Annotated in this window: 42 protein-coding genes; 40 read left to right on the forward strand and 2 right to left on the reverse strand. The window is 47.8% G+C overall.

Annotated features, from left to right (window positions below; translation table 11 throughout):
* On the forward strand, nucleotides 1-222 hold a 222-nt coding region (locus tag BLR64_RS28150), incomplete at its 5' end, for a group II intron maturase-specific domain-containing protein (RefSeq protein WP_139172126.1).
* A 162-nt stretch (nucleotides 223-384) separates the two neighbouring features.
* On the opposite strand, the gene BLR64_RS28155 is transcribed toward BLR64_RS28150, so the two are convergent.
* Both BLR64_RS28155 and BLR64_RS28160 read right to left on the reverse strand, forming a co-directional pair.
* Nucleotides 385-726: a cupin domain-containing protein gene (locus tag BLR64_RS28155; RefSeq protein WP_090719844.1), complete on the reverse strand. Its 342-nt coding sequence runs from the start codon at nucleotides 724-726 to the stop codon at nucleotides 385-387.
* Between the two features lie 37 nt (nucleotides 727-763).
* On the reverse strand, nucleotides 764-1,207 hold the full coding sequence (locus tag BLR64_RS28160; RefSeq protein WP_415841213.1) for a V4R domain-containing protein: 444 nt from the start codon (nucleotides 1,205-1,207) through the stop codon (nucleotides 764-766).
* A gap of 165 nt (nucleotides 1,208-1,372) precedes the next feature.
* Between BLR64_RS28160 and BLR64_RS28165 the strand changes: the two genes are divergently transcribed.
* The 39 genes from BLR64_RS28165 (at nucleotide 1,373) to cwlD (ending at nucleotide 24,329) form a co-directional block, all read left to right on the forward strand.
* On the forward strand, nucleotides 1,373-2,083 hold the full coding sequence (locus BLR64_RS28165) for a Crp/Fnr family transcriptional regulator (protein ID WP_167360801.1): 711 nt from the start codon (nucleotides 1,373-1,375) through the stop codon (nucleotides 2,081-2,083).
* A gap of 223 nt (nucleotides 2,084-2,306) precedes the next feature.
* Nucleotides 2,307-3,656 (forward strand): globin-coupled sensor protein, encoded by a 1,350-nt coding sequence (locus BLR64_RS28170; protein WP_090719848.1) that lies wholly within the window; start codon nucleotides 2,307-2,309, stop codon nucleotides 3,654-3,656.
* A 235-nt stretch (nucleotides 3,657-3,891) separates the two neighbouring features.
* On the forward strand, nucleotides 3,892-4,200 hold the full coding sequence (rpsJ, locus tag BLR64_RS28175) for a 30S ribosomal protein S10 (protein WP_017692074.1): 309 nt from the start codon (nucleotides 3,892-3,894) through the stop codon (nucleotides 4,198-4,200).
* A 42-nt stretch (nucleotides 4,201-4,242) separates the two neighbouring features.
* Nucleotides 4,243-4,866 carry a 50S ribosomal protein L3 gene (rplC, locus tag BLR64_RS28180; RefSeq protein WP_068727668.1) on the forward strand — a complete coding sequence of 208 codons (624 nt, stop codon included), beginning with the start codon at nucleotides 4,243-4,245 and terminating at the stop codon, nucleotides 4,864-4,866.
* 25 nt (nucleotides 4,867-4,891) lie between these two features.
* Nucleotides 4,892-5,515 (forward strand): 50S ribosomal protein L4, encoded by a 624-nt coding sequence (gene rplD, locus BLR64_RS28185; RefSeq protein ID WP_068727664.1) that lies wholly within the window; start codon nucleotides 4,892-4,894, stop codon nucleotides 5,513-5,515.
* On the forward strand, nucleotides 5,515-5,808 hold the full coding sequence (rplW, locus tag BLR64_RS28190) for a 50S ribosomal protein L23 (RefSeq protein WP_068727663.1): 294 nt from the start codon (nucleotides 5,515-5,517) through the stop codon (nucleotides 5,806-5,808). The genes rplD and rplW overlap by 1 nt, the downstream gene beginning before the upstream one ends.
* 27 nt (nucleotides 5,809-5,835) lie before the next feature.
* Nucleotides 5,836-6,666: a 50S ribosomal protein L2 gene (gene rplB / locus BLR64_RS28195; protein ID WP_068727662.1), complete on the forward strand. Its 831-nt coding sequence runs from the start codon at nucleotides 5,836-5,838 to the stop codon at nucleotides 6,664-6,666.
* 78 nt (nucleotides 6,667-6,744) lie between these two features.
* The gene (gene rpsS, locus BLR64_RS28200) at nucleotides 6,745-7,023 is read left to right on the forward strand and encodes a 30S ribosomal protein S19 (protein ID WP_019908227.1); all 279 of its coding nucleotides are present in this window, start codon (nucleotides 6,745-6,747) and stop codon (nucleotides 7,021-7,023) included.
* Between the two features lie 33 nt (nucleotides 7,024-7,056).
* A complete protein-coding gene (rplV, locus tag BLR64_RS28205) occupies nucleotides 7,057-7,389 on the forward strand; it encodes a 50S ribosomal protein L22 (RefSeq protein WP_019908228.1) in 333 nt (110 codons plus the stop codon).
* Between the two features lie 13 nt (nucleotides 7,390-7,402).
* The gene (rpsC, locus tag BLR64_RS28210; RefSeq protein WP_068727661.1) at nucleotides 7,403-8,068 is read left to right on the forward strand and encodes a 30S ribosomal protein S3; all 666 of its coding nucleotides are present in this window, start codon (nucleotides 7,403-7,405) and stop codon (nucleotides 8,066-8,068) included.
* Nucleotides 8,069-8,070: 2 nt separating this feature from the next.
* Nucleotides 8,071-8,505 (forward strand): 50S ribosomal protein L16, encoded by a 435-nt coding sequence (gene rplP / locus BLR64_RS28215; protein ID WP_039877394.1) that lies wholly within the window; start codon nucleotides 8,071-8,073, stop codon nucleotides 8,503-8,505.
* Entirely contained in the window at nucleotides 8,495-8,692 is a 198-nt protein-coding gene (rpmC, locus tag BLR64_RS28220; RefSeq protein WP_019908232.1) for a 50S ribosomal protein L29, read from the forward strand. The genes rplP and rpmC overlap by 11 nt, the downstream gene beginning before the upstream one ends.
* A gap of 44 nt (nucleotides 8,693-8,736) precedes the next feature.
* Complete coding sequence (gene rpsQ / locus BLR64_RS28225; protein WP_068727659.1) at nucleotides 8,737-9,003, forward strand: 30S ribosomal protein S17; 267 nt, start codon at nucleotides 8,737-8,739, stop codon at nucleotides 9,001-9,003.
* A gap of 38 nt (nucleotides 9,004-9,041) precedes the next feature.
* Nucleotides 9,042-9,410 carry a 50S ribosomal protein L14 gene (rplN, locus tag BLR64_RS28230; RefSeq protein ID WP_020427062.1) on the forward strand — a complete coding sequence of 123 codons (369 nt, stop codon included), beginning with the start codon at nucleotides 9,042-9,044 and terminating at the stop codon, nucleotides 9,408-9,410.
* 58 nt (nucleotides 9,411-9,468) lie between these two features.
* Nucleotides 9,469-9,822, forward strand: coding sequence for a 50S ribosomal protein L24 (rplX, locus tag BLR64_RS28235; RefSeq protein ID WP_019908235.1), 354 nt, complete (start codon nucleotides 9,469-9,471; stop codon nucleotides 9,820-9,822).
* Nucleotides 9,823-9,851: 29 nt separating this feature from the next.
* Nucleotides 9,852-10,394 carry a 50S ribosomal protein L5 gene (rplE, locus tag BLR64_RS28240; protein WP_068727658.1) on the forward strand — a complete coding sequence of 181 codons (543 nt, stop codon included), beginning with the start codon at nucleotides 9,852-9,854 and terminating at the stop codon, nucleotides 10,392-10,394.
* Between the two features lie 44 nt (nucleotides 10,395-10,438).
* A complete protein-coding gene (locus BLR64_RS28245) occupies nucleotides 10,439-10,624 on the forward strand; it encodes a type Z 30S ribosomal protein S14 (RefSeq protein WP_036589425.1) in 186 nt (61 codons plus the stop codon).
* A gap of 32 nt (nucleotides 10,625-10,656) precedes the next feature.
* Nucleotides 10,657-11,055, forward strand: coding sequence for a 30S ribosomal protein S8 (rpsH, locus tag BLR64_RS28250; RefSeq protein WP_039877390.1), 399 nt, complete (start codon nucleotides 10,657-10,659; stop codon nucleotides 11,053-11,055).
* A 30-nt stretch (nucleotides 11,056-11,085) separates the two neighbouring features.
* Complete coding sequence (rplF, locus tag BLR64_RS28255; protein ID WP_019908240.1) at nucleotides 11,086-11,628, forward strand: 50S ribosomal protein L6; 543 nt, start codon at nucleotides 11,086-11,088, stop codon at nucleotides 11,626-11,628.
* A gap of 88 nt (nucleotides 11,629-11,716) precedes the next feature.
* Nucleotides 11,717-12,085: a 50S ribosomal protein L18 gene (gene rplR / locus BLR64_RS28260; protein WP_082708088.1), complete on the forward strand. Its 369-nt coding sequence runs from the start codon at nucleotides 11,717-11,719 to the stop codon at nucleotides 12,083-12,085.
* Nucleotides 12,086-12,111: 26 nt separating this feature from the next.
* On the forward strand, nucleotides 12,112-12,609 hold the full coding sequence (gene rpsE, locus BLR64_RS28265) for a 30S ribosomal protein S5 (protein WP_019908242.1): 498 nt from the start codon (nucleotides 12,112-12,114) through the stop codon (nucleotides 12,607-12,609).
* 14 nt (nucleotides 12,610-12,623) lie between these two features.
* Nucleotides 12,624-12,809, forward strand: a complete 186-nt coding sequence (rpmD, locus tag BLR64_RS28270) for a 50S ribosomal protein L30 (RefSeq protein ID WP_068727655.1) — start codon at nucleotides 12,624-12,626, stop codon at nucleotides 12,807-12,809.
* Nucleotides 12,810-12,850: 41 nt separating this feature from the next.
* Nucleotides 12,851-13,291, forward strand: coding sequence for a 50S ribosomal protein L15 (rplO, locus tag BLR64_RS28275; protein ID WP_020427058.1), 441 nt, complete (start codon nucleotides 12,851-12,853; stop codon nucleotides 13,289-13,291).
* A complete protein-coding gene (gene secY, locus BLR64_RS28280) occupies nucleotides 13,291-14,589 on the forward strand; it encodes a preprotein translocase subunit SecY (RefSeq protein WP_068727653.1) in 1,299 nt (432 codons plus the stop codon). The genes rplO and secY overlap by 1 nt, the downstream gene beginning before the upstream one ends.
* A gap of 97 nt (nucleotides 14,590-14,686) precedes the next feature.
* The gene (locus BLR64_RS28285; RefSeq protein WP_090719850.1) at nucleotides 14,687-15,331 is read left to right on the forward strand and encodes an adenylate kinase; all 645 of its coding nucleotides are present in this window, start codon (nucleotides 14,687-14,689) and stop codon (nucleotides 15,329-15,331) included.
* A gap of 4 nt (nucleotides 15,332-15,335) precedes the next feature.
* Nucleotides 15,336-16,088: a type I methionyl aminopeptidase gene (gene map, locus BLR64_RS28290; RefSeq protein WP_090719851.1), complete on the forward strand. Its 753-nt coding sequence runs from the start codon at nucleotides 15,336-15,338 to the stop codon at nucleotides 16,086-16,088.
* An 11-nt stretch (nucleotides 16,089-16,099) separates the two neighbouring features.
* Nucleotides 16,100-16,408 carry a KOW domain-containing RNA-binding protein gene (locus BLR64_RS28295; RefSeq protein ID WP_090719853.1) on the forward strand — a complete coding sequence of 103 codons (309 nt, stop codon included), beginning with the start codon at nucleotides 16,100-16,102 and terminating at the stop codon, nucleotides 16,406-16,408.
* A gap of 2 nt (nucleotides 16,409-16,410) precedes the next feature.
* Nucleotides 16,411-16,626 carry a translation initiation factor IF-1 gene (gene infA, locus BLR64_RS28300; RefSeq protein ID WP_018753971.1) on the forward strand — a complete coding sequence of 72 codons (216 nt, stop codon included), beginning with the start codon at nucleotides 16,411-16,413 and terminating at the stop codon, nucleotides 16,624-16,626.
* A 53-nt stretch (nucleotides 16,627-16,679) separates the two neighbouring features.
* The gene (gene rpmJ, locus BLR64_RS28305) at nucleotides 16,680-16,793 is read left to right on the forward strand and encodes a 50S ribosomal protein L36 (protein WP_003322638.1); all 114 of its coding nucleotides are present in this window, start codon (nucleotides 16,680-16,682) and stop codon (nucleotides 16,791-16,793) included.
* 19 nt (nucleotides 16,794-16,812) lie between these two features.
* Nucleotides 16,813-17,181 (forward strand): 30S ribosomal protein S13, encoded by a 369-nt coding sequence (gene rpsM / locus BLR64_RS28310; protein WP_039877382.1) that lies wholly within the window; start codon nucleotides 16,813-16,815, stop codon nucleotides 17,179-17,181.
* A 19-nt stretch (nucleotides 17,182-17,200) separates the two neighbouring features.
* Nucleotides 17,201-17,596 carry a 30S ribosomal protein S11 gene (gene rpsK, locus BLR64_RS28315; protein WP_062520357.1) on the forward strand — a complete coding sequence of 132 codons (396 nt, stop codon included), beginning with the start codon at nucleotides 17,201-17,203 and terminating at the stop codon, nucleotides 17,594-17,596.
* A 131-nt stretch (nucleotides 17,597-17,727) separates the two neighbouring features.
* On the forward strand, nucleotides 17,728-18,672 hold the full coding sequence (locus BLR64_RS28320; protein ID WP_068727647.1) for a DNA-directed RNA polymerase subunit alpha: 945 nt from the start codon (nucleotides 17,728-17,730) through the stop codon (nucleotides 18,670-18,672).
* Between the two features lie 42 nt (nucleotides 18,673-18,714).
* Nucleotides 18,715-19,080 (forward strand): 50S ribosomal protein L17, encoded by a 366-nt coding sequence (gene rplQ / locus BLR64_RS28325; RefSeq protein WP_019908254.1) that lies wholly within the window; start codon nucleotides 18,715-18,717, stop codon nucleotides 19,078-19,080.
* 322 nt (nucleotides 19,081-19,402) lie between these two features.
* Nucleotides 19,403-20,182, forward strand: a complete 780-nt coding sequence (gene truA, locus BLR64_RS28330) for a tRNA pseudouridine(38-40) synthase TruA (RefSeq protein WP_090719855.1) — start codon at nucleotides 19,403-19,405, stop codon at nucleotides 20,180-20,182.
* Nucleotides 20,183-20,520: 338 nt separating this feature from the next.
* The gene (gene rplM / locus BLR64_RS28335; protein WP_090719857.1) at nucleotides 20,521-20,958 is read left to right on the forward strand and encodes a 50S ribosomal protein L13; all 438 of its coding nucleotides are present in this window, start codon (nucleotides 20,521-20,523) and stop codon (nucleotides 20,956-20,958) included.
* A 20-nt stretch (nucleotides 20,959-20,978) separates the two neighbouring features.
* The gene (gene rpsI, locus BLR64_RS28340; RefSeq protein ID WP_090719859.1) at nucleotides 20,979-21,371 is read left to right on the forward strand and encodes a 30S ribosomal protein S9; all 393 of its coding nucleotides are present in this window, start codon (nucleotides 20,979-20,981) and stop codon (nucleotides 21,369-21,371) included.
* Nucleotides 21,372-21,587: 216 nt separating this feature from the next.
* Nucleotides 21,588-22,280, forward strand: a complete 693-nt coding sequence (locus BLR64_RS28345) for a phosphoadenylyl-sulfate reductase (RefSeq protein ID WP_090719861.1) — start codon at nucleotides 21,588-21,590, stop codon at nucleotides 22,278-22,280.
* Nucleotides 22,281-22,334: 54 nt separating this feature from the next.
* Entirely contained in the window at nucleotides 22,335-23,504 is a 1,170-nt protein-coding gene (gene sat / locus BLR64_RS28350; protein WP_090719863.1) for a sulfate adenylyltransferase, read from the forward strand.
* A 78-nt stretch (nucleotides 23,505-23,582) separates the two neighbouring features.
* Nucleotides 23,583-24,329, forward strand: coding sequence for an N-acetylmuramoyl-L-alanine amidase CwlD (gene cwlD / locus BLR64_RS28355; protein WP_090719865.1), 747 nt, complete (start codon nucleotides 23,583-23,585; stop codon nucleotides 24,327-24,329).
* Nucleotides 24,330-24,358: the final 29 nt, after the last annotated feature.

The raw sequence follows: 24,358 nt of genomic DNA on the forward strand, positions 1-24,358 counted from the left end.
TCGTTCGCGGAGCATGTAGAATGGCTCAATCCGAAGATTCAAGGATGGAGAAATTATTACTACACGAACTACAGCCAAAAGAGATTAGCGAAACTGGATTGGTATATTCTGCAACGCTTAACCCGGTGGTACGCAAAGAAGAGACAACGCGGGAGATGGATAAGTTCACGATCTGAGGTTAAGTATATGGCCAATAGGTATGGACTAAAAACGCTATTGTGATCTGCATGCACATGAATGACGAACATCGGAAAGCCGTATGAGGGAAAACCTCACGTACGGTTTGATGAGGAGGGGCTGGTTTAAACCCAGCCCTTTACTCTAGTAAAAAACTCTATCCAGTGAGGATATCCCCTGTGGATAGAGTTTGCAGGTGAATAAAAATTAGATTTCTTTTGCGTACGCGGGTCCCGGCAGCTTGGATATTACGACATGAAGACTGGCAGGAGCGTTGCCGCTGTTATGGTAAGCAAAAACTTCATCATCAGCAATGTGGATAACTTCACCTTCAGTGAATTCTGAATCAGCTTCATTCACAGTAATCGTTCCGTTTCCTTTGAGGGCATAAATATACACATCGGCTCCAGGATGCGTATGTGCAGGAAGCTTTTGGCCCGGCATGAAGTTAAGTACGAATACTACGCTATCCCCCTTTTGAAACAGCACTTTTTTAGTGAAACGCTCCTCCAAATGTTGAATAGCATCGTTAATATGTTTCTTTTCCATGTTGATCTCCCGCTTTCCTTTAGTTTTCCCCGGAGGGTTACAGCTTTACTTCATACTCGCAATACTCATGACCGGTAGCGTTGCATTTGATCTCTCTGACACTGACCCTGCGTCCCAGCAGCTTGCTCAAGGCCCCCTCCAGAATGGCACCTTCCAGATCACAAATCATCTTCTCTTCTTCCAGTGTCGGCAAGCCTTTGCAGAAACAATCCTCTACAGCAATGTTCAACCTATGTTCATCAGAGTAAACAATGCGCGGAATACCAATTTTCAATTCCTCAAAAAGAGCGAGGAGGTCCTCCACACTACTGACGGGAAGACTTTCACCGATTTTTCTTCCTACAGTAAGGGTTGTGCCTTTACCACCCATAGGCAAACCCTGATTCATGCCAATCAGTCTGATTGTGCGGAACAGCTCCAGCGGCACCATGTTGCCAAGCCTGACTCTGTCCATCTTTTGCATATCTTCAAAAGTATACAAGATGTCCATCTCCTTTATAATCCCTCTGCCTCTATTGTGAAGGAAAGGAAGCCGGCAATCCTTGATTCATATCAAGTTTTTCTGAAATATTGTGCGCGGAGTCACCAGAAAGTCAGCAGATTCCTGCTATGTTGGCTTTAGATGATTAGGAAGGAACGATGTGATATGGAATGTAATGCTTGCCATAAGAATTCCTGTGTGCGCCAGGTGCCGGTATTTCTGGCTTTGCCGGATCATGAGCTGCACAAGGTGGAATCTATCATAGAATCTAGATTTTATGCCAAGGGCAGCCTCGTATTCAGGGAAGGTGAGCAGTCGGATTCCCTGTTTGTTGTAAACAACGGGTTAATCAAACTAACGCAGACCAGTAAAGAGGGCAAACAGCACATTCTCCGCTTTCTTTTTCCTGGGGATTACTTTGGGCAGTTTGCCCTGCTTCATAACAAGCATCACTATGCCACAGCCGAGGTGGTGGAGAGCGGATCCATTTGCCGGATGCGGCGTGAGGATTTTATGCCGCTGTTAGCGAGTAACGCCGGGCTTGCCTTCAGCTTTCTGATGTCTGTCAGTGAGCAGCTGCAGCAGGCAGATGAGCTTGCGGGCGCACTGCATATTTTTGAAGCGGAGAAAAGACTGGCGAGGCTGCTGCTTCATCTCTACTCCAGACAGTCGCTGCTGAGCAGCGGAGAGGGGGAATATAGCCTTCGTCTGCCGGCTGCCAAAAAAGAGTTCGCAGCAATGATCGGGACAACGCCGGAAACGCTCAGCCGCAAGCTAAACAAGCTGGAGCAAATGAAGATTATCCGGATGAATAACAGGATAGTAACCATACTAGACATACTGTCACTATCCCAAATTGCAGAAATTACGGAATAGAACTAATGTTCGTATTCCGGTATTTCTATAACCAGCAGCGGATAGAGAACGGACAATACCCTTCTAATCGACATAATGCGACACCAAACTACGCCAAACAGCCTTATATACAACATTTTTCTACAAAATATTACTTAAAATTCTTTACATTTCTCTCTCGGGTGGGTTAGAATATTGCTATATTTGCAATGCTAATATTTAGAAATTCAGGGAGAGTGGAAGTATGGGGAAGTGTCCTTTTTCTTTTATGCATGGCATCCAATCACGTAAGACTAATGAGGTTTCTCCCGACGCGCACCCCAAGGACAACGAGCCTATTGCACCCATTGCCACAGCAGCTTTTCACACCCTTAGCGGACATGATGAGCTGAATGAACAGATGCGGATGATTGACCTCACAGAGGAGGATTTAAGTCTGTTGCGCCTTATGAAGCCTACGGTAGAACGTGAAATCGATTATATTACCGATCAGTTCTACAATACCGTTCTTGGTGTTAACAAGCTGGAAGCCATCATTCTGGAGCATAGCAGTATCGAACGCCTCAAAAGAACGCTGAAGGAGCATATTATTGAAATTATTGATGGTAACGTAGATGAACAATACATAGCCAAGCGGCTGACAATTGCTAAGATTCATAAGAGGGTAGGACTGGAGCCCAAGTGGTATTTATCCGCCTTCCAGAATCTTCAGAATGTTTTCATTACGGTAGTCTATGGTGAAGTCCTTAAAGATAACGAACGGTTGAAGGTTGTACAGACCCTGACCAAGCTCCTGAATCTGGAGCAGCAGCTGGTGCTGGAAGCCTATGAGAAGGAGAATATCAGAGAGAAGGAAGAACAGTACCTGGTCGTCAAAAATGAACTGAAGCAGAAAATCGCTGAGTTCAGCGGTGAGCTGGTGGATCTGAGTATGGACACTAATGCGGCTGTAGAGCAGCTGGTGGCCAGCAGCAACGAGGTGAACAATACCTTCCGGCGTACAGCTACCACCGCTGTAGAGTCACGTGAGATGGCTAAGGATGGACAGGATCAGCTCGGCAGCCTTAGCGGACAGATCAACCTGATCTACGAGAGCACCAATGAGATGGAGCGCTCGGTTAATGAGCTCAGCAGCTCTTCCCAGCAGATTCAGCGGATTGTGGCTGCCGTACAGGATATTGCCGATCAGACCAAAATCCTCTCTCTCAATGCTACAATAGAAGCAGCGCGTGCAGGAGAGCACGGGAAGGGCTTCAGTGTAGTGGCCAGTGAGGTCAGCCGGCTCGCTGAGGATACAAAGAGTACGGTTATCAGAATCGGTGATTTAACCCACAAATCGGTGGCGTTGACGAATCAGGTGGTCAATGAGATCCGCAAGGTGCAGGAGCTGACAAAGAGCGGCAAAGAGCAGTCAGTAGAGACGAGCAGGCTGTTCAGTGAAATTGTAGCTTCTATGCAATCCAGTACACAGGAGATCGTTGTTGTGGAGGAAGAGATCAGGGTGCTCATTCAGACTATAGAAGGAATCGGTGCTACAACAGCACAAAGTGCGGCCTCAGCAGAGTATTTTAGATCAGCTACAGATAATCTTTAACCCTGGAGTACTATTTATATAGAAGAAAACAGTTTATGAAAAAAAACATGGGCTGTTTTTTATTTTTGCTTGCAAAGTATGCGCCTATTATATATAATAATAAATGTTGTTCTGAGACGTTGCGATGATGTGAGAGGTTACTGACACACCCGGCCCCTTTGCCATGAGGTCGACGTCAGAAAATTTTCACGGAGTATGTCCGATAATAAATTGGGCGATAGAAGGAGGGACTAAAATGGCAAAGCAAAAAATTCGTATCCGCTTGAAAGCATACGACCACAGAATTCTTGATCAATCCGCAGAGAAAATCGTTGAAACAGCAAAACGTTCCGGTGCTGGTGTATCCGGGCCGATCCCGCTGCCAACTGAGAAGCAAATCATTACTATTCTCCGTGCGGTACACAAGTACAAGGATTCCCGTGAACAGTTTGAACAACGGACTCACAAACGTCTGATCGACATTGTGAACCCGACACCACAGACTGTGGATGCCTTGATGCGCTTGGACCTGCCGTCCGGTGTAGATATCGAAATCAAATTGTAATTCTACCACTTTAGTAACTAGGAAAAGAAAAGAGGTGTCAACATGAAAGGTATCTTAGGAAAAAAACTCGGTATGACTCAAGTGTTTACTCCAGAGGGTAACGTGATCGCAGTATCGGTTATCGAAGCTGGACCTTGTGTGGTACTGCAAAAGAAAGACCTGAATATCGACGGATATGAAGCAGTGCAGTTGGGCTTTGAAGATAAGAAGGAAAGCCGCTCCAACAAGCCTGAACAGGGTCACGCCAAAAAGGCAAATGCAACACCTAAGCGCTACGTTCGCGAAATTCGCGGTGTTGACCTCGGGGCACTCGAGGTTGGACAAGAGCTGAAGGCTGACGTCTTCGCTGAAGGCGAATTTGTTGACGTAACTGGTACTTCCAAAGGTAAAGGATTCCAAGGTGTTATCAAACGCTGGGGTCAAAGCCGCGGACCAATGGCTCACGGTTCCCGTTACCACAGAAGACCGGGCTCCATGGGTTCCATTCAAGCTAACCGCGTTCCGAAGGGCAAACGCCTTCCAGGACATATGGGTCACACGACCGTAACGGTTCAAAGACTTGAAATCATCAAAGTAGACGTTGAACGTAACGTATTGCTGGTTAAAGGCGCTATTCCAGGCCCTAAGAACAGCTTCGTGAAAGTTAAAGAATCCGTTAAGAAATAATTACTGAAGAAAGGAGGAACATGAAATGCCAAAAGTAACACTTTTTAATATCAGTGGTAACGAAGTTGGCGAAGTTGAGCTGAGCGAAACAGTATTCGGTATCGAGCCGAACGTGCATGTCCTGCACGAAGCTGCGCTTATGCAGAGAGCTTCCCTGCGTCGTGGTACACACAAAGTAAAAGGACGTTCTGAAGTTCGTGGCGGCGGACGCAAGCCTTGGAAACAAAAAGGTACAGGCCGCGCTCGTCAAGGCTCCATTCGTTCTCCACAATGGAAAGGCGGCGGCGTTGTCTTCGGACCAACACCACGCAGCTATTCCTGGAAACTGCCTAAGAAGGTTCGCCGTCTGGCCATCAAATCCGCATTGTCCTCGAAAGTTATCGGGAACGACATTATCGTATTGGATAGCCTGACACTGAATGCTCCGAAGACGAAAGAATTCGCGGCAATTCTGAACAACCTGAAGGTAGACAGCAAAGCGTTGATCGTAGCTCCTAGCTATGATGATAACGTAGCGCTTTCCGCTCGTAACATCCCTGGGGTGAAATTCGTAGCGGCTGACGGCATCAATGTTCTTGACGTACTGACGTACGACAAACTGATCATCACCAAGGAAGCAGTTCTGAAGGTAGAGGAGGTGTTCGCGTAATGAAAGATCCTCGTGATATTATCAAACGTCCGGTGATTACGGAACGCACATCCGACTACATGAGCGAATTGAAATATGCTTTTGAAGTGGATATCCGTGCTAACAAGACCGAAATCAAAAAAGCCGTTGAGGCAATTTTCAAAGTGAAAGTCGTTAGTGTGAACACTATGCGCGTACCTGGTAAACTGAAACGTTACGGCAAATACTCCGGATACACTCCAGAGTGGAAAAAAGCCATCGTTAAGCTTAGCCCGGACAGCAAGCCGCTTGAGTTCTTTGAAGCGGTAGAATAATACTCTTAAAGTAAGGAGGGAACTATAGTGCCAATCAAAAAGTACAAACCGACCTCTCCGGCAAGACGCGGAATGTCCGTGTCTACGTTTGAAGAAATCACAACAAACCAGCCTGAGAAATCGTTGCTTGCGCCGCTGAGCAAAAAAGCGGGACGTAACAACCAAGGTAAAATTACGGTTCGTCACCACGGCGGCGGACACAAGCGTAAATACCGTATTATCGACTTCAAACGGACTAAAGATGGCATACCAGGTAGCGTTGCTACAATCGAGTATGACCCGAACCGTACTTCCAATATTGCTTTGATCCACTATGCCGATGGAGAGAAACGTTACATCCTCGCTCCTAAAGGACTTAAAGTTGGGGATAAAGTTGAGTCCGGCCCTGCAGCCGACATCAAAATTGGTAACGCACTTCCACTGGAAAACATTCCGGTTGGTACAGTTATCCACAACATCGAGTTGAAACCGGGTAAAGGCGGACAATTGGTTCGCGCTGCCGGTACTGAAGCTCAATTGCTGGGTAAAGAAGAAAAATACGTATCCGTTCGCCTGACATCCGGTGAGGTTCGCAGAATTCTCAGCGTATGCCGTGCAACAATCGGTTCCGTAGGTAACGAAGATCACGAGCTGATCAAAATCGGTAAAGCCGGACGCAGTCGCTGGCTCGGCCAACGTCCTGAAGTTCGCGGGGTAGTAATGAACCCTAACGATCACCCACACGGTGGTGGTGAAGGCCGCGCTCCAATCGGACGGAAATCGCCTATGTCTCCTTGGGGCAAACCGACCCTTGGCTACAAAACGCGTAAGAAAAACAAGGCATCTGATAAATATATCGTTCGCCGCCGCACGAAATAAGACGCTTCTCTATAAGTCAGCTTAACGCGAAGCGTCGAATTCGCGGTTTGAAGAACCGGATGAAGGGAGGATTCATACATGGGTCGCAGTTTAAAAAAGGGGCCGTTCATTGATGGCTACCTGCTGAAAAAAGTTGAGGAACTGAACGCGGCAGACAAGAAAGTCGTAGTAAAAACCTGGTCCCGTCGCTCAACTATTTTCCCTCAGTTTATCGGACATACGTTTGGTGTATATGACGGCCGCAAACACGTGCCAGTATACGTAACGGAAGATATGGTAGGTCACAAATTGGGCGAGTTCGCGCCAACACGTACTTACAAAGGCCACGCGGGTGACGATAAGAAAACAAGAAGATAATTACAGGTCTTCGTTCGAGAGGAGGGAAAATAAATGGAAGCAAAAGCACATGCTAGATCGGTGCGGATTTCTGCTCGCAAAGCGAAACTGGTTGTTGACTTGATTCGCGGCAAGCAAGTGGGGGAAGCAATTGCAATTCTTCGCCACACTCCAAAGTCCGCTTCTCCAGTAGTAGAAAAGCTGCTTAACTCGGCTATTGCCAATGCTGAGCACAACTACTCCATGGACGTGAACAGTCTGTTCGTTAGCGAAGTATTCGTTAACCAGGGTCCTACTATGAAACGTTTCCGTCCGCGCGCCATGGGCCGTGCAAGCCGGATCAATAAACGTACCAGCCACATTACTTTGGTGGTATCTGAGAAATAAGGAGGGATAACACGTGGGTCAAAAGGTAAATCCAGTCGGACTCCGAATCGGTGTCATTCGCGATTGGGAATCTAAATGGTATGCAGGCAAAGATTTCGGTACTCTTTTAATGGAAGACGTCAAAATCCGGGAATACCTTAAAGGCAAGTTGAAGGATTCCTCTGTTTCCCGCATCGAGATCGAAAGAGCGGCAAGCCGGGTAAACGTTACAATTCACACTGCTAAGCCAGGTATGGTAATTGGTAAAGGCGGAGCAGAAGTAGAAGTACTTCGCAGCGCAGTTACAGCTATCGCCGGCGGCAAAAAAGTACACATCAACATCAACGAAATTAAGCACCCTGAACTGGATGCTATTCTCGTAGCTGAAAGCATTGCACAACAATTGGAGCGTCGTGTATCGTTCCGTCGTGCTCTGAAACAAGCGATTCAAAGAACTATGCGTTCCGGCGCAAAAGGAATCAAAACTCAAGTTGGCGGACGTCTTGGCGGCGCTGAGATTGCCCGTTCAGAAGGTTACAGCGAAGGAACAGTTCCACTTCATACGCTTCGTGCCGATATCGACTACGGAACGGCTGAAGCACATACTACTTACGGCCGTATCGGTGTAAAAGTATGGATCTACCGTGGAGAAGTTCTTCCCCCAGCTAAGAAACAAGCTGCTCAGGAAGGAGGCAACTAATCATGTTGGTACCAAAGCGCGTTAAACACCGCAAGCAACAACGCGGTCACATGAAAGGTATGGCAAAAGGCGGCACTGAGCTCAACTTCGGCGAATTCGGTCTGCAAGCTCTGGAGCCATCTTGGATCACTAACCGTCAGATCGAAGCTGCCCGTATTGCGATGACACGTTACATCAAACGTGGTGGTCAGGTTTGGATTAAGATTTTCCCAGATAAGCCAATTACTCAGAAGCCTCTTGAGGTTCGTATGGGTAGTGGTAAAGGTAACGTTGAGAAATGGGTAGCCGTAGTTAAACCGGGCAAGATTATGTTCGAACTCGGAGGCGTGTCGGAAGAAATCGCTCGTGAAGCGATGCGTCTTGCCGCTCACAAGCTGCCTGTTAAGACTAAGTTTGTGAAACGTGAAGAAGTGGGTGGTGAAGCAAATGAAAGCTAATGAACTTCGCAACTTAACCACTGCTGAGATTGAACAGAAGATCGCCGGTTTCAAGGAAGAGCTCTTCAATCTCCGTTTCCAATTGGCTACTGGCCAGCTGGATAACCCGACTCGGATTCGTGATGTGCGCAAGGAAATAGCTCGTGCTAAAACCGTTATCCATCAAAGAGTACTTGGGATTAGTTAAGCGAGGGCGGATCAATAGGTCCGTAATCAGGAAGGAGGCTAACTATGAGCGAAGAACGTAACGCACGTAAAGTGCAGATCGGTAAAGTGGTCAGCGACAAAATGGATAAAACCATCGTAATTGCTGTTGAAACTTATAAAAAGCATGACCTGTACCACAAACGCATCAAGTCCACGAAGAAATTCAAGGCACATGATGAAGAGAACGTAGCTAAAATTGGTGACACCGTGAAAATCATGGAAACTCGTCCGCTCTCCAAAGACAAACGCTGGAGACTGGTTGAAGTGGTTGAAAAAGCGGTTATCATCTAAGATAATCAGAAAGTTTTTCCGGAAGGAGGAAATTAAAAATGATTCAACCATTTACACGTTTGCATGTGGCTGACAACTCTGGTGCGAAGGAACTGATGTGTATCCGCGTACTGGGTGGTACTGGACGCCGTACAGCAGCAATCGGTGATCTGATCGTTTGTTCCGTAAAACAAGCAACACCAGGCGGCGTTGTCAAAAAAGGTGATGTTGTTAAAGCGGTAGTTGTTCGTACAAAACGTTCGGTACGCCGTAAAGACGGATCTTACATTTCATTCGACGAAAACGCAGCTGTTGTTGTTAAAGACGACAGAAGCCCGCGCGGAACACGTATTTTCGGACCAGTTGCTCGCGAACTCCGCGATAAAGACTACATGAAGATCGTTTCCTTGGCACCGGAAGTAATCTAATAAGTTACCACAGAGTAACGTGAAGTACTGAGAAGGTTAGTCATAGGAGGTGTAATCAATGCCTAGAGTGAAAAAAGTTCTGGAATCCCATAACAATAAACTGCACGTTAAAAAAGATGATGTGGTGCTTGTGATCAGCGGGAAAGACAAAGGTAAAAAAGGCCGTGTCATCGCTGCTTATCCTCGCGAAAACCGCGTACTGGTAGAAGGCGTAAACATGGTGAAAAAACACCAGAAGCCTAACCAGCTGAACCCGCAAGGCGGAATCATCGAGCAGGAAGCTTCGATCCATGTGTCCAACGTAATGCACATCGATCCGAAGAGCGGTAAAGTAACACGTATCGGTTACAAAGTGCTCGATAACGGTAAGAAGGTTCGGGTAGCTAAGAGATCCGGAGAGATTATCGACTAATTAGCCCTAAAGAAAGGAGGTAAATCTTCATGGCAGCAAGAATGAAAGAACGTTATTTGAATGAAATTACACCTGCTCTGATGCAGAAGTTCAACTATACAACTGTTATGCAAGTACCTAAGATCGAGAAGGTTGTCATCAACATGGGTGTGGGTGACGCTGTTCAGAACTCCAAAGTACTTGATGCTGCAGTTAACGACATGCAATTGATCTCTGGTCAAAAGCCTGTTATCACTAAAGCAAAGAAATCCATCGCCGGTTTCAAACTGCGCGAAAACATGCCGATCGGGGTAAAAGTAACACTGCGCGGCGAGCGTATGTACTACTTCCTGGACAAATTGTTCAACGTAACGCTTCCACGCGTACGTGACTTCCGCGGTGTATCCACTAAAGCCTTTGACGGCCGTGGTAACTACACGCTTGGTCTTAAGGAACAACTGATCTTCCCGGAAATCGAGTATGATAAAGTTGATAAGGTCCGCGGTATGGACATCGTTATCGTAACTACTGCAAAGACGGACGAGGAATCCCGTGAGCTGCTGAACCAGCTGGGAATGCCTTTCTCTAAATAAGAATCACTATTTCTCCGAAACTGTTTAGGAGGTGTCAGGCTAAAGTGGCAAAAACTTCGATGAAAGTTAAACAACAACGCGAACCTAAGTTCAAAGTACGTGCATACACACGTTGCGAGCGTTGCGGTCGTCCACATTCGGTACTGCAGAAGTTCAAAATTTGCAGAATTTGTTTCCGTGAGTTAGCTTATAAAGGCCAGATCCCTGGCGTGAAAAAAGCAAGTTGGTAAGAGATCTATAACCGGGAAGGAGGTTTACACACATGACTATGTCTGATCCTATTGCAGATATGCTTACTCGTATTCGTAACGCTAACATTGTGCGTCACGAGACAGTAGAAATGCCTGCTTCTACTATGAAAAAACAAATCGCGGACATTCTGAAGCGTGAAGGCTTCATTCGTGATGCTGAATTCGTTGAAGATAGCAAACAAGGGATTATCCGTATCTTCTTGAAATACGGCCCTAACCAAGAGCGCGTTATCTCTGGTCTGAAAAGAATCAGTAAGCCAGGTCTTCGTGTTTACACGAAGAGCAACGAAGTACCACGTGTACTCGGTGGCCTTGGAATCGCGATTATCTCCACATCTAAGGGAGTTATGACCGACAAAGAAGCTCGTCAATCCAAATCCGGCGGAGAAGTTGTCTGCTACGTATGGTAATAAACGTCACAAGATAAGGAGGTGCAACACATGTCTCGTATTGGTCGCAAACCAATCGCAGTACCTAGCGGTGTAGATGTCACTCTGGACAACACCGTTATTACAGTAAAAGGTCCTAAAGGCACTTTGACTCGTGAACTTCATAAAGACATGAAGGTTACAGTTGAAAATAACGAAATCACCGTTGTTCGCCCGTCGGATAACAAATTGCATCGTTCACTTCACGGCACAACCCGCTCCGTTGTCAGCAACATGGTAAGCGGTGTGACTGAAGGTTTCTCGAAATCTCTGGAGCTGGTTGGGGTCGGATATCGTGCAAGCAAATCCGGAGATAAAATCGTTCTGAACGTTGGTTACTCCCACCCGGTTGAAATTACACCGGAAGCGGGCATCGAGTTCGAAGTTCCTGCGAACACGAAGATCATCGTTAAAGGTATCGACAAAGAACGCGTTGGCGCTTATGCTGCCAAGATCCGTTCCGTTCGTGAACCAGAACCGTATAAAGGTAAAGGTATTAAGTACGAAGGCGAGCGTATTATCCGTAAGGAAGGTAAAGCCGGTAAGAAGAAATAATCGGCTTACTCTTCTTCACAATAAGATACCCCGTGCATCGTAAAGTGAAGCTGCTCTGCAGCAAACTGAAGGGAGTGAAATGGAAGTCATGATTACAAAAGAGGACAAAAACAAGGCTCGTCTCAAAAGACACCTGCGTGTTCGTAAGAAGATCCAGGGAACTGTTGAGCGTCCACGTTTGAACGTGTTCCGTTCTGCGAAACACATCTATGCTCAATTGATCGATGACGTGGCTGGTGTTACTCTGGTATCTGCCTCCACTCTGGATAAAGAACTGAGCGCAACAATCGGCAATGGCGGCAGCGTTGAAGCTGCAAGCAAGGTAGGTCAACTGATCGCTGAGCGCGCTAAAGCAAAGGGTTATGCAGTGGTTGTATTTGACCGCGGCGGATACCTGTACCATGGACGGATTCAGGCTTTGGCTGATGCAGCTCGCGAAGCTGGTCTTGAATTCTAGAATATTTCTAAAAGGAGGTTAACGACTTGCGTATAGATCCGAACAGTTTAGAGCTGACTGAAAGAGTTGTACACATCAACCGTGTAGCAAAAGTTGTAAAAGGCGGACGCCGTTTCAGCTTTAGTGCACTTGTAGTTGTGGGCGACGGCAACGGCTATGTCGGTGCGGGTATTGGTAAAGCCGGTGAAGTTCCGGATGCCATCCGTAAAGGCATTGAAGACGCCAAGAAAAACCTGATTCACATTCCAATCGTAGGAACTTCGATTCCTCACCTCGTTACTGGACATTTCGGCGCAGGACGCGTGCTGCTGAAACCAGCTTCCGAAGGTACTGGCGTTATCGCCGGCGGTCCTGTTCGTGCGGTATTGGAATTGGCAGGCGTTGGCGACATCTTGACAAAATCTTTGGGTTCTTCGAATTCCATGAACATGGTCAATGCAACTTTAGAGGGTCTTTCCCGTCTGAAGCGCATTGAAGAAGTCGCGAAACTTCGCGGCAAATCTGTCGAAGAATTACGCGGTTAAGGAGGGGAACGTCAATGGCTAAATTGCAAATTACCCTCGTTCGCAGTGTAATCGGTCGTCCACAGACACAACGTGTTACTGTTAAGACGCTCGGCCTGGGCAAAACCAACTCGACCGTGGTTCACAATGACACTCCTGCAATTCGCGGAATGATCAACAAAGTGAGCCATTTGCTGTCCGTAACAGAAATTGAAGGCTAAATGCCTCGCATAAATTAACAAAACATAAGGAGGTGCAAACGATGAAGTTACATGAACTTGCTCCAGCTCCTGGATCCCGCAAAGAACGCAACCGCGTTGGTCGCGGACCAAGTAGCGGTAACGGTAAAACGTCCGGACGCGGTCATAAAGGTCAGAACTCCCGTTCCGGCGGTGGTGTTCGTCCTGGCTTCGAGGGTGGTCAAAACCCGCTCTATCGTCGTCTGCCTAAACGTGGTTTCATCAATCCTACCCGTAAAGAGTATGCGATTGTGAACCTGGAAGATCTGAATAGCTTTGCTGAAGGAACTGAAGTGACTCCACAGTTGCTGATTGAAACTGGTGTTGTCAAGAATTCCAAGAGCGGCATCAAGATCCTCGGTAATGGCGAACTGGCCGTTAAATTGACTGTACAAGCAAATAAGTTCTCTCAATCTGCGGTAGAGAAAATCGAGGCTGCCGGCGGTAAAACCGAGGTGATCTAATGTTCAAGACGCTTAAGAATATATGGCATGTTGAAGATTTGCGCAAAAAGATCCTGTTTACCCTGTTCGTTCTGATCATCTACCGCATCGGTTCGTTTGTACCGGTTCCCGGTGTGAACAAAGAAGTACTGGAATCAACAAATCAGAGCGGCGAAGCTTTGATGGGTCTTTTGAACACCTTCTCGGGCGGAGCGCTCAAAAACTTCTCGATTTTTGCGATTAGTATTTACCCGTACATTACAGCATCCATCATAGTGCAACTGCTCTCGATGGATGTTATTCCTAAGTTTGCCGAATGGGCTAAGCAAGGGGAGCACGGGAAAAAGCAACTGGCGCAAATCACCCGTTACGGTACAGTCGTACTCGGTCTGATTCAAGCGTTTGCGACCTCAATCGGGTTTAACCGGATCTACGGCACTGAGATGATTCCAAATGCAACCTTTGCGGATTACCTGCTGATCGCGATCATACTGACTGCAGGTACATCGTTCCTGATGTGGCTTGGTGAACAGATCACTGAAAAGGGAATAGGAAACGGGATTTCGATCCTGATTTTTGCGGGAATCGTCGCCGCCATCCCGGGATATATCACGACTACGGCGCAATCAAGCTTTATTCAGCCGGATCAGGTGTTCCTGAATATTCTTAAAGTCGTTATTATACTGATCGTGATTGTGGGTATTATTACAGGGGTTATCTTTGTTCAACAAGGTATCCGTAAAATCCCTGTACAATATGCCAAACGCGTGGTCGGTAACAAAATGTACGGTGGACAGAATACACACATTCCGCTTAAAATCAATGCGGCAGGTGTAATTCCGGTTATCTTTGCCGTTTCACTGCTTCAATTTCCAATTGTAATCTCGAGCTTTTGGTCAACGCATGAATGGGCTAAATGGATCACCAACAATCTTGCTCATGATAAGCCGCTAGGGATGGTACTGTATGTAATCATGATCATCGGATTTACGTTCTTCTACACGTTCGTCCAGATGAACCCGCAGCAGATGGCTGATAACATGAAGAAGAACGGTGGTTACATTCCTGGTATCCGTCCGGGTAAAGCAACTGAGAAGTATTTGACCAGAGTAATGTCGCGCCTGACCATGTCCGGTGCCCTTTTCCTGGCTGTTATTTCTGTCTTGCCTGTACTCTTCGGTTCCCTGTCCGGCTTGCCGCGGCAGGTGCAGATTGGCGGTACCGCGCTGTTGATCGTGGTCGGTGTAGCACTGGATACGATGAAGCAGATCGAGAGCCAATTGATCAAACGCCATTACAAAGGCTTCATCAACAAATAGGCGATAGGTTCCGTGAAGCTAAGGTCTACCTACTTCCCGGCACCTATTGTGCTGTTTCTTGCTTGGTGGCGAACTTTTGGGGGGAGAAGAGAGAAACGTGAACATTTTATTCATGGGCCCTCCTGGGGCAGGCAAGGGAACGCAGGCAGCTGTAATTGTAAAAGAACTTGGTATTCCGCATATTTCGACAGGTGATGCCTTCCGTTTAGCGATAAAGGAACAGACACCGGTCGGGCTGAAAGCCAAATCTTATATCGATCAAGGTTTGCTTGTACCTGATGATGTGACCATTGGAATCGTTGAGGAACGGCTCCAGCAGTCCGATTGCGAAAAAGGTTTCTTATTGGATGGTTTTCCAAGAACCCTTTCGCAAGCGGAAGCGCTGGAAGATATTTTGAGCCGTGCCGGCACTTCACTGGATCATGTAATCAACTTGAATGTGGACCGCGGACTGCTGATGGCGCGTCTTACCGGACGCCGGATCTGCAAGGTATGCGGTGCATCCTACCATTTAATTTTCAACCCGCCGAAGCAAGAAGGCATTTGCGACATTGATGGCGGTGAACTGTATCAACGTCCGGATGACAACGAAGAGAGCGTAGGCAAGCGTCTGGATGAGTATGATAACAAGACAGCGCCGCTGCTTACTTTCTATGAGAATAAAGGTCTTTTGCGGCAGGTAAACGGAGAGAACGAAATTGACGTCGTTACTTCCGAAATCGTATCTTTACTGCGGGGTTAATGTAATGATCATTTGTAAATCCGAGCAGGAACTTGCCTTTATGAGGGAAGCTGGTCGTATTGTTGCCGAGAGTCACCGGCTGATTGCCAAAGCCATTGAGCCTGGGATCACCACCGGGGAGCTCGACAGAATCGCCGATCAATATATTCGCAGTCAAGGTGCTGTGCCGTCTTTCAAAGGCTACAACGGTTTTCCTGCCAGCATTTGCGCTTCAGTCAACGAACAATTGGTGCATGGATTTCCGGGTAAACGCAAGCTGATCGAAGGCGACATTGTGACGCTGGATATTGGTGCCGAGTACCGCGGTTATCACGGTGATTCCGCCTGGACCTACGGAGTGGGCAGCATTTCCGAAGAAGCTCAGCGTCTGCTGGACGTCACGGAAGGCTCCTTGTACGCAGGATTGGCGTTAGTCAAACCGGATGTGCGCTTGTTTACAATCTCCCATGCGATCCAGCAATACATTGAGAACGCCGGATTTTCCGTCGTGCGCGAGTATGTTGGCCATGGCATCGGGGCAGAACTGCATGAAGAACCGCAAATTCCGAACTATGGCATAGCGGACCGCGGACCACGTCTGAAGCCGGGGATGGTACTCGCGATTGAGCCGATGGTAAACGCCGGAGACAGATATGTCAGAACTCTGGAAGATAACTGGACGGTCGTTACGGTAGACGGCTCACTCTGTGCTCACTTCGAGCATACAGTAGCAGTTACACCGGACGGCATGGAAATTTTCACAAAACTGAATGCGTAGGTGATCTTCACGTGAATACTGGGAGCAGCCCGCAGGTTGGTCAGATCGTGAGAATTCTCAAAGGCAAAGATGCCGGAGAGGCTGCCGTTGTTATCGCAGTTGTTGATAGCAGATTTGTATACATTGCTGACGGAGACAAACGAAAGTTTGACGGGCCGAAGAAGAAGAATATTCATCATCTGGAGCTCATACCCTTCATAAGCAATGAGGTTGTGGACAGTTTGGAAGAAACCGGCCGGGTAACCAACGGAAAGCTGCGGTTCGCAGTAATGAAGTATGGAAATCCAGCTGGAAAAAGTGCTGATGAGAAAGGAGACTAACTGTGGCTAAAGAAGATGTCATTGAGGTGGAAGGAACGGTCATTGAACCGTTGCCGAATGCAACATTTAAGGTTGAGCTTGAGAACGGTCATCAAATTCTTGCCCATGTGTCCGGGAAATTGCGGATGCACTTTATCCGTATCCTAACCGGAGACAAAGTGGTCGTGCAGTTATCGCCTTATGATTTATCAAAAGGCCGTATAACTTACCGTAAATAGATGGGAACTACAACAAAAGTTTTGCTTCGCAAAACTTTGAGGAGGTAATTAACATGAAGGTAAGACCTTCTGTGAAGCCCATTTGCGAAAAATGCAAAGTCATCCGCCGCAAAGGGACTGTTATGGTAATTTGCGAAAATCCGAAACACAAACAAAAACAAGGTTAAGAAGGGGGTGTAGCGTAAAATGGCTCGTATAGCTGGTGTGGATTTGCCACGTGACAAACGCGTTGAGATCGCCTTGACTTATATTTTCGGAATCGGTAAAACGACTTCCCAGAAAATTCTTAATGAAACAGGCATTGACGTTAACACACGTGTCCGTGATTTGACGGAAGATGAAGTCAGCAAACTGCGTGAAACGATCGACAAATCGGTCAAGGTTGAAGGTGACCTGCGTCGTGAAATTTCCTTGAATATTAAGCGTCTTACTGAGATCGGCTGTTACCGCGGTGTTCGCCACCGTCGTGGATTGCCTGTTCGCGGTCAACGCACTAAAACCAATGCTCGTACCCGTAAAGGCCCGCGCCGTACGGTAGCAAACAAAAAGAAATAAGAAGGGGTGATAAGAGACAATGGCTAAACCGAAAAAAGTCGTACGTACAAAACGTCGCGACCGGAAAAATATCGAGTCTGGCGTGGCACACATCCGTTCCACGTTCAACAACACTATCGTTACGATCACGGATCCTCACGGAAATGCAATTTCCTGGGCTAGCTCCGGTGGTCAAGGATTCAGAGGTTCCCGTAAATCGACTCCATTTGCAGCGCAGATGGCAGCCGAAACTGCTGCTAAGGCAGCTATGGAACACGGCATGAAGTCCGTTGAAGTTATGGTTAAAGGACCGGGTGCGGGCCGCGAAGCTGCCATCCGTTCCCTTCAGGCCGCTGGTCTTGAAGTAAACCTCATTAAAGACGTAACTCCGGTTCCTCACAATGGATGCCGTCCGCCGAAACGTCGCCGCGTATAGTGAAATCAGAATTGTGATTGTGGTATAATTCTGACGCATCTGCTAATAATAGGTGTTTAGGCATACTACATGATGCACCTGATGGGGTGACAGTTTCATATAGGAGCGACGTTTGAAGGAGGGGTACACTCGTGATAGAAATCGAAAAGCCGAAAATTGAGACCGTAGAAGCCAATGATGAAGGAACCTATGGGAAATTCGTAGTTGAACCGCTGGAACGTGGATATGGCACGACTCTGGGGAACTCGCTTCGCCGGATTCTGCTGTCCTCCCTGCCGGGAGCCGCTGTGACTTCGGTCCAAATTGACGGCGTTCTGCATGAGTTCTCGACCGTTCCTGGCGTAATGGAAGATGTGACGGAAATCATTTTGAACCTCAAAGCTCTTTCGCTGAAGATCCATTCAGACGAAGAGAAGGTGTTCGAGATTGATGCTGAGGGTGAAGGCATCGTTACCGCAGGTGATATCCGTGCGGACAGCGATGTTGAAATCCTCAATCCGGATCTTCATATTGCAACGCTGGGACCTGGCGCGAGACTTCACATGCGTATTTTTGCAGGCCGTGGTCGCGGCTATGTCCAAGCAGACCGGAACAAACGCGACGATCAGCCAATCGGTGTAATTCCGGTTGACTCCATCTACACGCCGATTTCCCGCGTAAACTATGTCATTGATAACACTCGTGTCGGACAAGTGACTAACTATGACAAGCTGACGCTGGAAGTTTGGACGGATGGCAGTATCAGACCGGAAGAGGCTGTAAGCCTCGGAGCCAAAATTTTGAACGAGCACCTCGTCTTATTCGTAGGTCTTACGGATGAAGCGAAAGACGCCGAAATTATGGTGGAAAAAGAAGAAGACAAAAAAGAAAAAGTGCTTGAGATGACAATCGAAGAGCTTGATCTTTCTGTCCGTTCCTACAACTGCCTCAAACGTGCCGGTATCAATACCGTACAAGAGCTGACTACGAAAACTGAAGAAGATATGATGAAGGTCCGTAACCTGGGCCGCAAATCTTTGGAAGAAGTTCAAGAGAAGCTTGAAGAGCTTGGTTTGGGTCTTCGCACAGAAGAATAGTTCACAGATTGCTTGAGTACTTGAGTGAAGGAGGGAAAACAAATGGCATACCAAAAATTGGGCCGTGATTCCAGTGCGCGTAAAGCGTTGTTCCGTGACATGGTAACGGATCTGTTCCTATACGAGCGCATCCAGACTACGGAAGCCAAAGCGAAGGAAGTTCGTTCCATCGCTGAGAAACTGATCACTAAAGCTAAGAAGGGCGATCTTCATGCTCGCCGTCAAGTAGCTGCTTTTGTTCGTCGTGAGACTGTAGACGGTGAGCAAGATGCAATCCAAAAATTGTTCTCTGATATTGCTCCTCGTTACACAGAGCGTCCAGGCGGATACACTCGTATCCTGAAGCTGGGACCTCGCCGTGGCGATGCTGCGCCTATGGTTTATCTTGAACTGGTAGACCGCGCGTAGTAATACAAGTCATGATTTCCGATTTGTACTCTTTAAGTTCATGATCTCCGGAGATTGAGCAGTAAGTATTATTGTTATTGTGCTGCAGGGGCGATAAGGCCCTGCTGTACCAATAACCGCGGGAATCACCTTGTAAAGAGTAGAAGGAGCTCCCGCCGGGGCTCTTTTTTTTAAATATAAGGATTTATATGTTTTACGCTATAAATCATCCTTATATTTCTCGCAGAAACGGCTACCGTCCTGTTTAGGATGGCTAAGCCGTTTCTACTTGTGAATATGAATTACGGTTAAGTGAGCTTAGGAGCTTGAAAGGAAGAATGAAATGCGTAATCTATTGATGAAGGTCAATTATGACGGAACCCATTATGATGGCTTTCAGACCCAGCCTCAGGGCAATACGATTCAGGACCGGCTGGAGCAGGCAATTCTCCATCTGACCGGCGAGGCGCTGAAGATAACAGCCTCAGGCCGGACGGATGCAGGGGTTCACGCTTACGGTCAGCCGTTCAACTTCATTACTTCCTCCCAGATACCGCTGGAACGCTGGTGTCTGGCTCTTAACGCCAGATTACCGCAGGATATCGTTGTTACTGAGGCGAAGGAGGTTCCGCTTTCGTTCCACTCACGCAGAGGAGCCAAGCGCAAGACCTACCGATACACGATAAACGGCAACAGGTTCCCTGACCCGTTTCAGCGGCGCTGGCAGCACCACCACCCCTTGAAGCTGGACATAATGGCCATGCAGCAGGGACTGGCGCATCTGGTGGGCACTCATGACTACACTTCATTTGCATCGCGCAAGTCAACCAAGACTTCCCATGTACGGACTATTTATGAAGCATATATGGAGATTGACCGCAGTATGTGCCGTCCGGGCTCGGATGACCAGGGTGTTATTCATACTTATATTACCGGCAGCGGTTTTCTGCAGCACATGGTCCGTATTATTATGGGAACGCTGATTCAGGTGGGCGAGCGCAAGTACCAGGCGGACAAGGTTGCGGATATTCTGGCAGCTTGCAACCGTGCTGCAGCGGGACCTACAGCGGTTGCTAAAGGCCTTGCCCTTTGGAGTGTGGAATATGATGAGGACAATAGTTGAACAATCTGGAGCCTGCTATTTTTCAATAGATAAGAAAGAACTGGTTTCACGCTATCCTTTATCCTTATCTTTCCCGCAGTAATGGATACCGTCTTGATTAGGACGGCGTAGGCGTTTCTACATGTGGAAAATAAATGCGCTCCGGATTAAAAATGACTTGCACTTGTCGCGGTTATGCTGTAATATAAAAGTTGTGTTTTCTTGATGGCTATCCCACAGCCCCGCTCAAGAAAATGCCAACAAAACAAGCTTTACCTAACTAACTTAATCGTAATTCCAATGAGAAATCAGATATACGAAACAGAAGATTTTCGTACGAGAACAAGGAGGAAACATTCATGCGTACCACCTATATGGCGAAGCCGAACGAAGTTGAACGCAATTGGCACATCATTGATGCCGAAGGCAAGACACTTGGTCGTCTGGCTAGCGAAGCCGCTGCTCTGATCCGCGGCAAACACAAACCGCAATTCACTCCACACGTTGATACTGGCGATTTCGTAATTGTCATCAACGCTGAGAAGATTCACCTGACAGGCAAGAAGCTGCAGAACAAGAAATACTACCGTCACTCGATGCACCCAGGTGGTTTGAAAGTTGCAACTGCTGATCAGCTGCTCAAAACAAAACCTGAACGTGTAATTGAATCTGCTGTTCACGGTATGATTCCTAAGACTCGTCAAGGCGATCACATGAAGCTGAGACTTAAAGTTTATGCAGGCGCCGAGCATCCACATGCAGCACAAAAACCTGAAGTTTACGAACTTCGCGGATAAGAATAGAGGAGGACAGTTTCATGGCACAAGTACAATACTATGGGACAGGTCGTCGTAAACATTCGGTAGCACGTGTTCGCCTTGTACCGGGTGAAGGACGCATTGTCATTAACAAACGTGAGATGGATGAGTACTTCGGTGTAGAAACACTGAAGATGATCGTAAGACAACCTTTGAACCTGACTGAAACACTGGGCAGCTACGATGTAATCGTTCTTGCACACGGTGGCGGAACATCCGGCCAGGCTGGAGCAATCCGTCACGGGATCGCCCGTGCACTTCTGAAGGTTGATCCGGAATACCGCGGTGCTCTTAAAAAAGCCGGCTTCCTGACTCGTGACCCACGTATGAAGGAACGTAAGAAATACGGCCTCAAAGCAGCTCGTCGCGCTCCACAGTTCTCGAAACGTTAATATTCCCTTGTCTTTCAAGGACATCAAGCCTCTGGCCCTTATGGGTCAGGGGCTTTTTATATTCTCCTAAGAAATTGTTAATATACATTCCAAATACTTTAACCCAAAATGGATAAAAGTATTGACTTCAGCGTTGTATCGCTTATACTATTCCATATAAGAATAGTTGGAATTGACGGAATGAGCGTTTTATATATTAGGATGGAGGAATACAAGATGAACCTGCTTGAGAAAGAAGATTTAATTAAGGTTAAGGCTGAGGAACTGGAGAATGCATCACCTGAGGAAATTATCCGCTGGGCGGTAGAGACCTTTCCCAACATCACTTTTGCCTGCAGCTTCGGTGCTGAAGATGTAGTGCTTGTCGATATGCTGCAGAAGGTAAGCCCGTCGACAGATGTGTTTTATCTGGATACAGATTTCCATTTCAAAGAAACGTATGAGACTAGAGATGTTATGGCTGATAAATACGGAATGGAATTCGTCCGCGTATCGCCGCAAATTTCCGTTGAGGAGCAGGCTCAGCAGTACGGTGAAAACCTCTGGTCTGTTGATCCGAACCAATGCTGCGCAATCCGCAAGGTAGAGCCGCTGACCCGGATCCTGTCGCAGTATGAAGCATGGATTACCGGTATCCGCCGCGACCAGGCACCAACCCGCGCCAATGCCAAGAAGGTGGAATACGACTACAAATTCGGTCTTGTTAAATTTAATCCAATCGCTGACTGGACATCCGAGGATGTATGGAATTATATCCGTGCCAACAATGTGGTGTACAATCCGCTGCATGACCGTAACTTCCCGAGCATCGGCTGCGAGCAATGCACCCGCGCAGTAATGCCTGGTGAAGACCCGCGTGCCGGAAGATGGTCGGGCAACGAGAAGACGGAATGCGGACTGCACAAATAATTAAGCACTCATATCGCTCATATAAATGTTAACACACAGGAGGAGAGTACCCAGATGACGTCTATACTTCCACACGGAGGAACACTGATTCAGCGTATTGTGGAGGGAGCGCAGAGAGAAGAGCTGCTGCAGCAAGCCTCAGAGAACAAGTCGATTGCAATTAATACATGGACAATATCCGATCTCGATCTGATTGGAGTAGGGGCGTTTTCCCCGCTTGCCGGCTTCCTGAATGAAGCGGATTATCATTCCGTAGTGAACAATATGCGCCTTTCAGACGGCACAGTGTGGAGTATTCCGATTACGCTGGCCGTGCAGGATGAGGTAGCCTCCGGCCTTGCGGTGGGGGATACTGTTTCTCTTATTGGTGAGGAAGACGGCGTTATTTACGGTCTGCTCGACGTGGAGAGCATTTATAGTGTAGACCAGCAGATTGAAGCGCAGAATGTTTTCAAAACAACGGACCCGGCCCACCCGGGTGTCAGCAAGCTGCTGGCTCGCCCGTCTACCTATGTAGGAGGACCCATCAGAGTGCTTAACCGTCCGCAGCCGAAGAAGTTCGGAGAGTTCTATTTTGACCCTGCCGAGACCCGGAAGATCTTCGCTGAGAAGGGCTGGAGAACCGTTGTTGGCTTCCAGACGCGTAACCCTGTCCATCGCGCCCATGAGTATATCCAGAAGTGCGCTATGGAGGTTGTAGACGCCCTGTTCCTCAATCCGCTGGTTGGTGAGACCAAGTCGGATGATGTACCGGCTAATGTACGTATGAAGAGCTATCTGGCGCTGCTGGAGAATTACTATCCCGCTGATCGGACTTTTCTGGGTGTATTCCCGGCGGCGATGCGTTATGCAGGACCGAGAGAAGCGATTTTCCATGCTATGGTCCGCAAAAATTACGGCTGCACACACTTTATTGTCGGCCGTGACCATGCCGGGGTAGGCGACTACTATGGCACGTATGAAGCGCAGGAGATTTTCTCGAATTTCACTGCAGAGGATCTGGGAATTACTCCGCTCTTCTTCGAGCACAGCTTTTTCTGCGTGAAATGCGGAAATATGGCTTCCAGTAAAACCTGTCCGCATCCGGCTGATCAGCATCTGACCTTGTCGGGTACCAAAGTGCGCGGACTGCTCCGTGAAGGGAAGTGCCCTCCTCCCGAATTTACACGGCCTGAGGTCGCGGAGATTCTGATTGAGGGAATGTCTGAGCAGGTTAACGTCTAAAATCATACAGCCAGTACTATTTGGCCCTCTTGTCCCATATAGATGAGTAGAATCTATCGGGACGAGGGGGTCTTTGTTATGTCTGGCCGAAAGGAAGGGAAGGTCTCGGTCTGGATTGCCTGGAGCAGCATCAAAAAAAGTGTGTTGGGGATCGTACTGCTTGCTGTAATGATCGGGATTATAGCCTACGATATGCCTACTGCCAGGACGCTGAACTACTGGAGCCTGCCGCTGTCCGGTAAAATTATTGCGATTGATGCCGGTCACGGCGGTCCTGACGGAGGAGCAGTCAGCAAGGACGGTTTGATTGAGAAGGATATCAATTTGTCCGTCTCCCTGTATTTACGGGATTATTTGCAGCAGGCAGGGGCAATTGTAGTCATGACGCGCGAGGGTGACTATGACCTTGCCGGTGAAGGAACACAGGGCTATTCCAAGCGGAAAACAGAGGACCTGAAGCAGCGGGTAAGAAGCATTGAGGAGAAAGGGGCAGACCTTTTCATAAGCGTACATATGAACAGTGTGCCTTCAAACCGGTGGAGCGGAGCGCAGACCTTTTATTATCCGGCCAATGACGGCAATAAAGCGCTGGCGGGCTTTATCCAGGATGAGCTGCGGACAACGCTTGAGAATACGACCCGTGTTGCCAAAACAGTGAATACGGTATATCTGCTGAAAATGCTGAAAATGCCGGCCGCGCTGGTTGAGGTAGGCTTTCTTTCGCATCCCGAGGAGTCTGTCCTGCTTGGAGATGATGTTTATCAGCGGAAGGTGGCTACCAGCATCTACCGGGGCATACTGCGTTATGCATCGGAGCAGCCCTGAACGGGTACTACTCTTCTGTTGAAGGGTAA

Source organism: Paenibacillus typhae, from assembly GCF_900099765.1.
GTDB lineage: Bacteria > Bacillota > Bacilli > Paenibacillales > Paenibacillaceae > Paenibacillus_AQ > Paenibacillus_AQ typhae.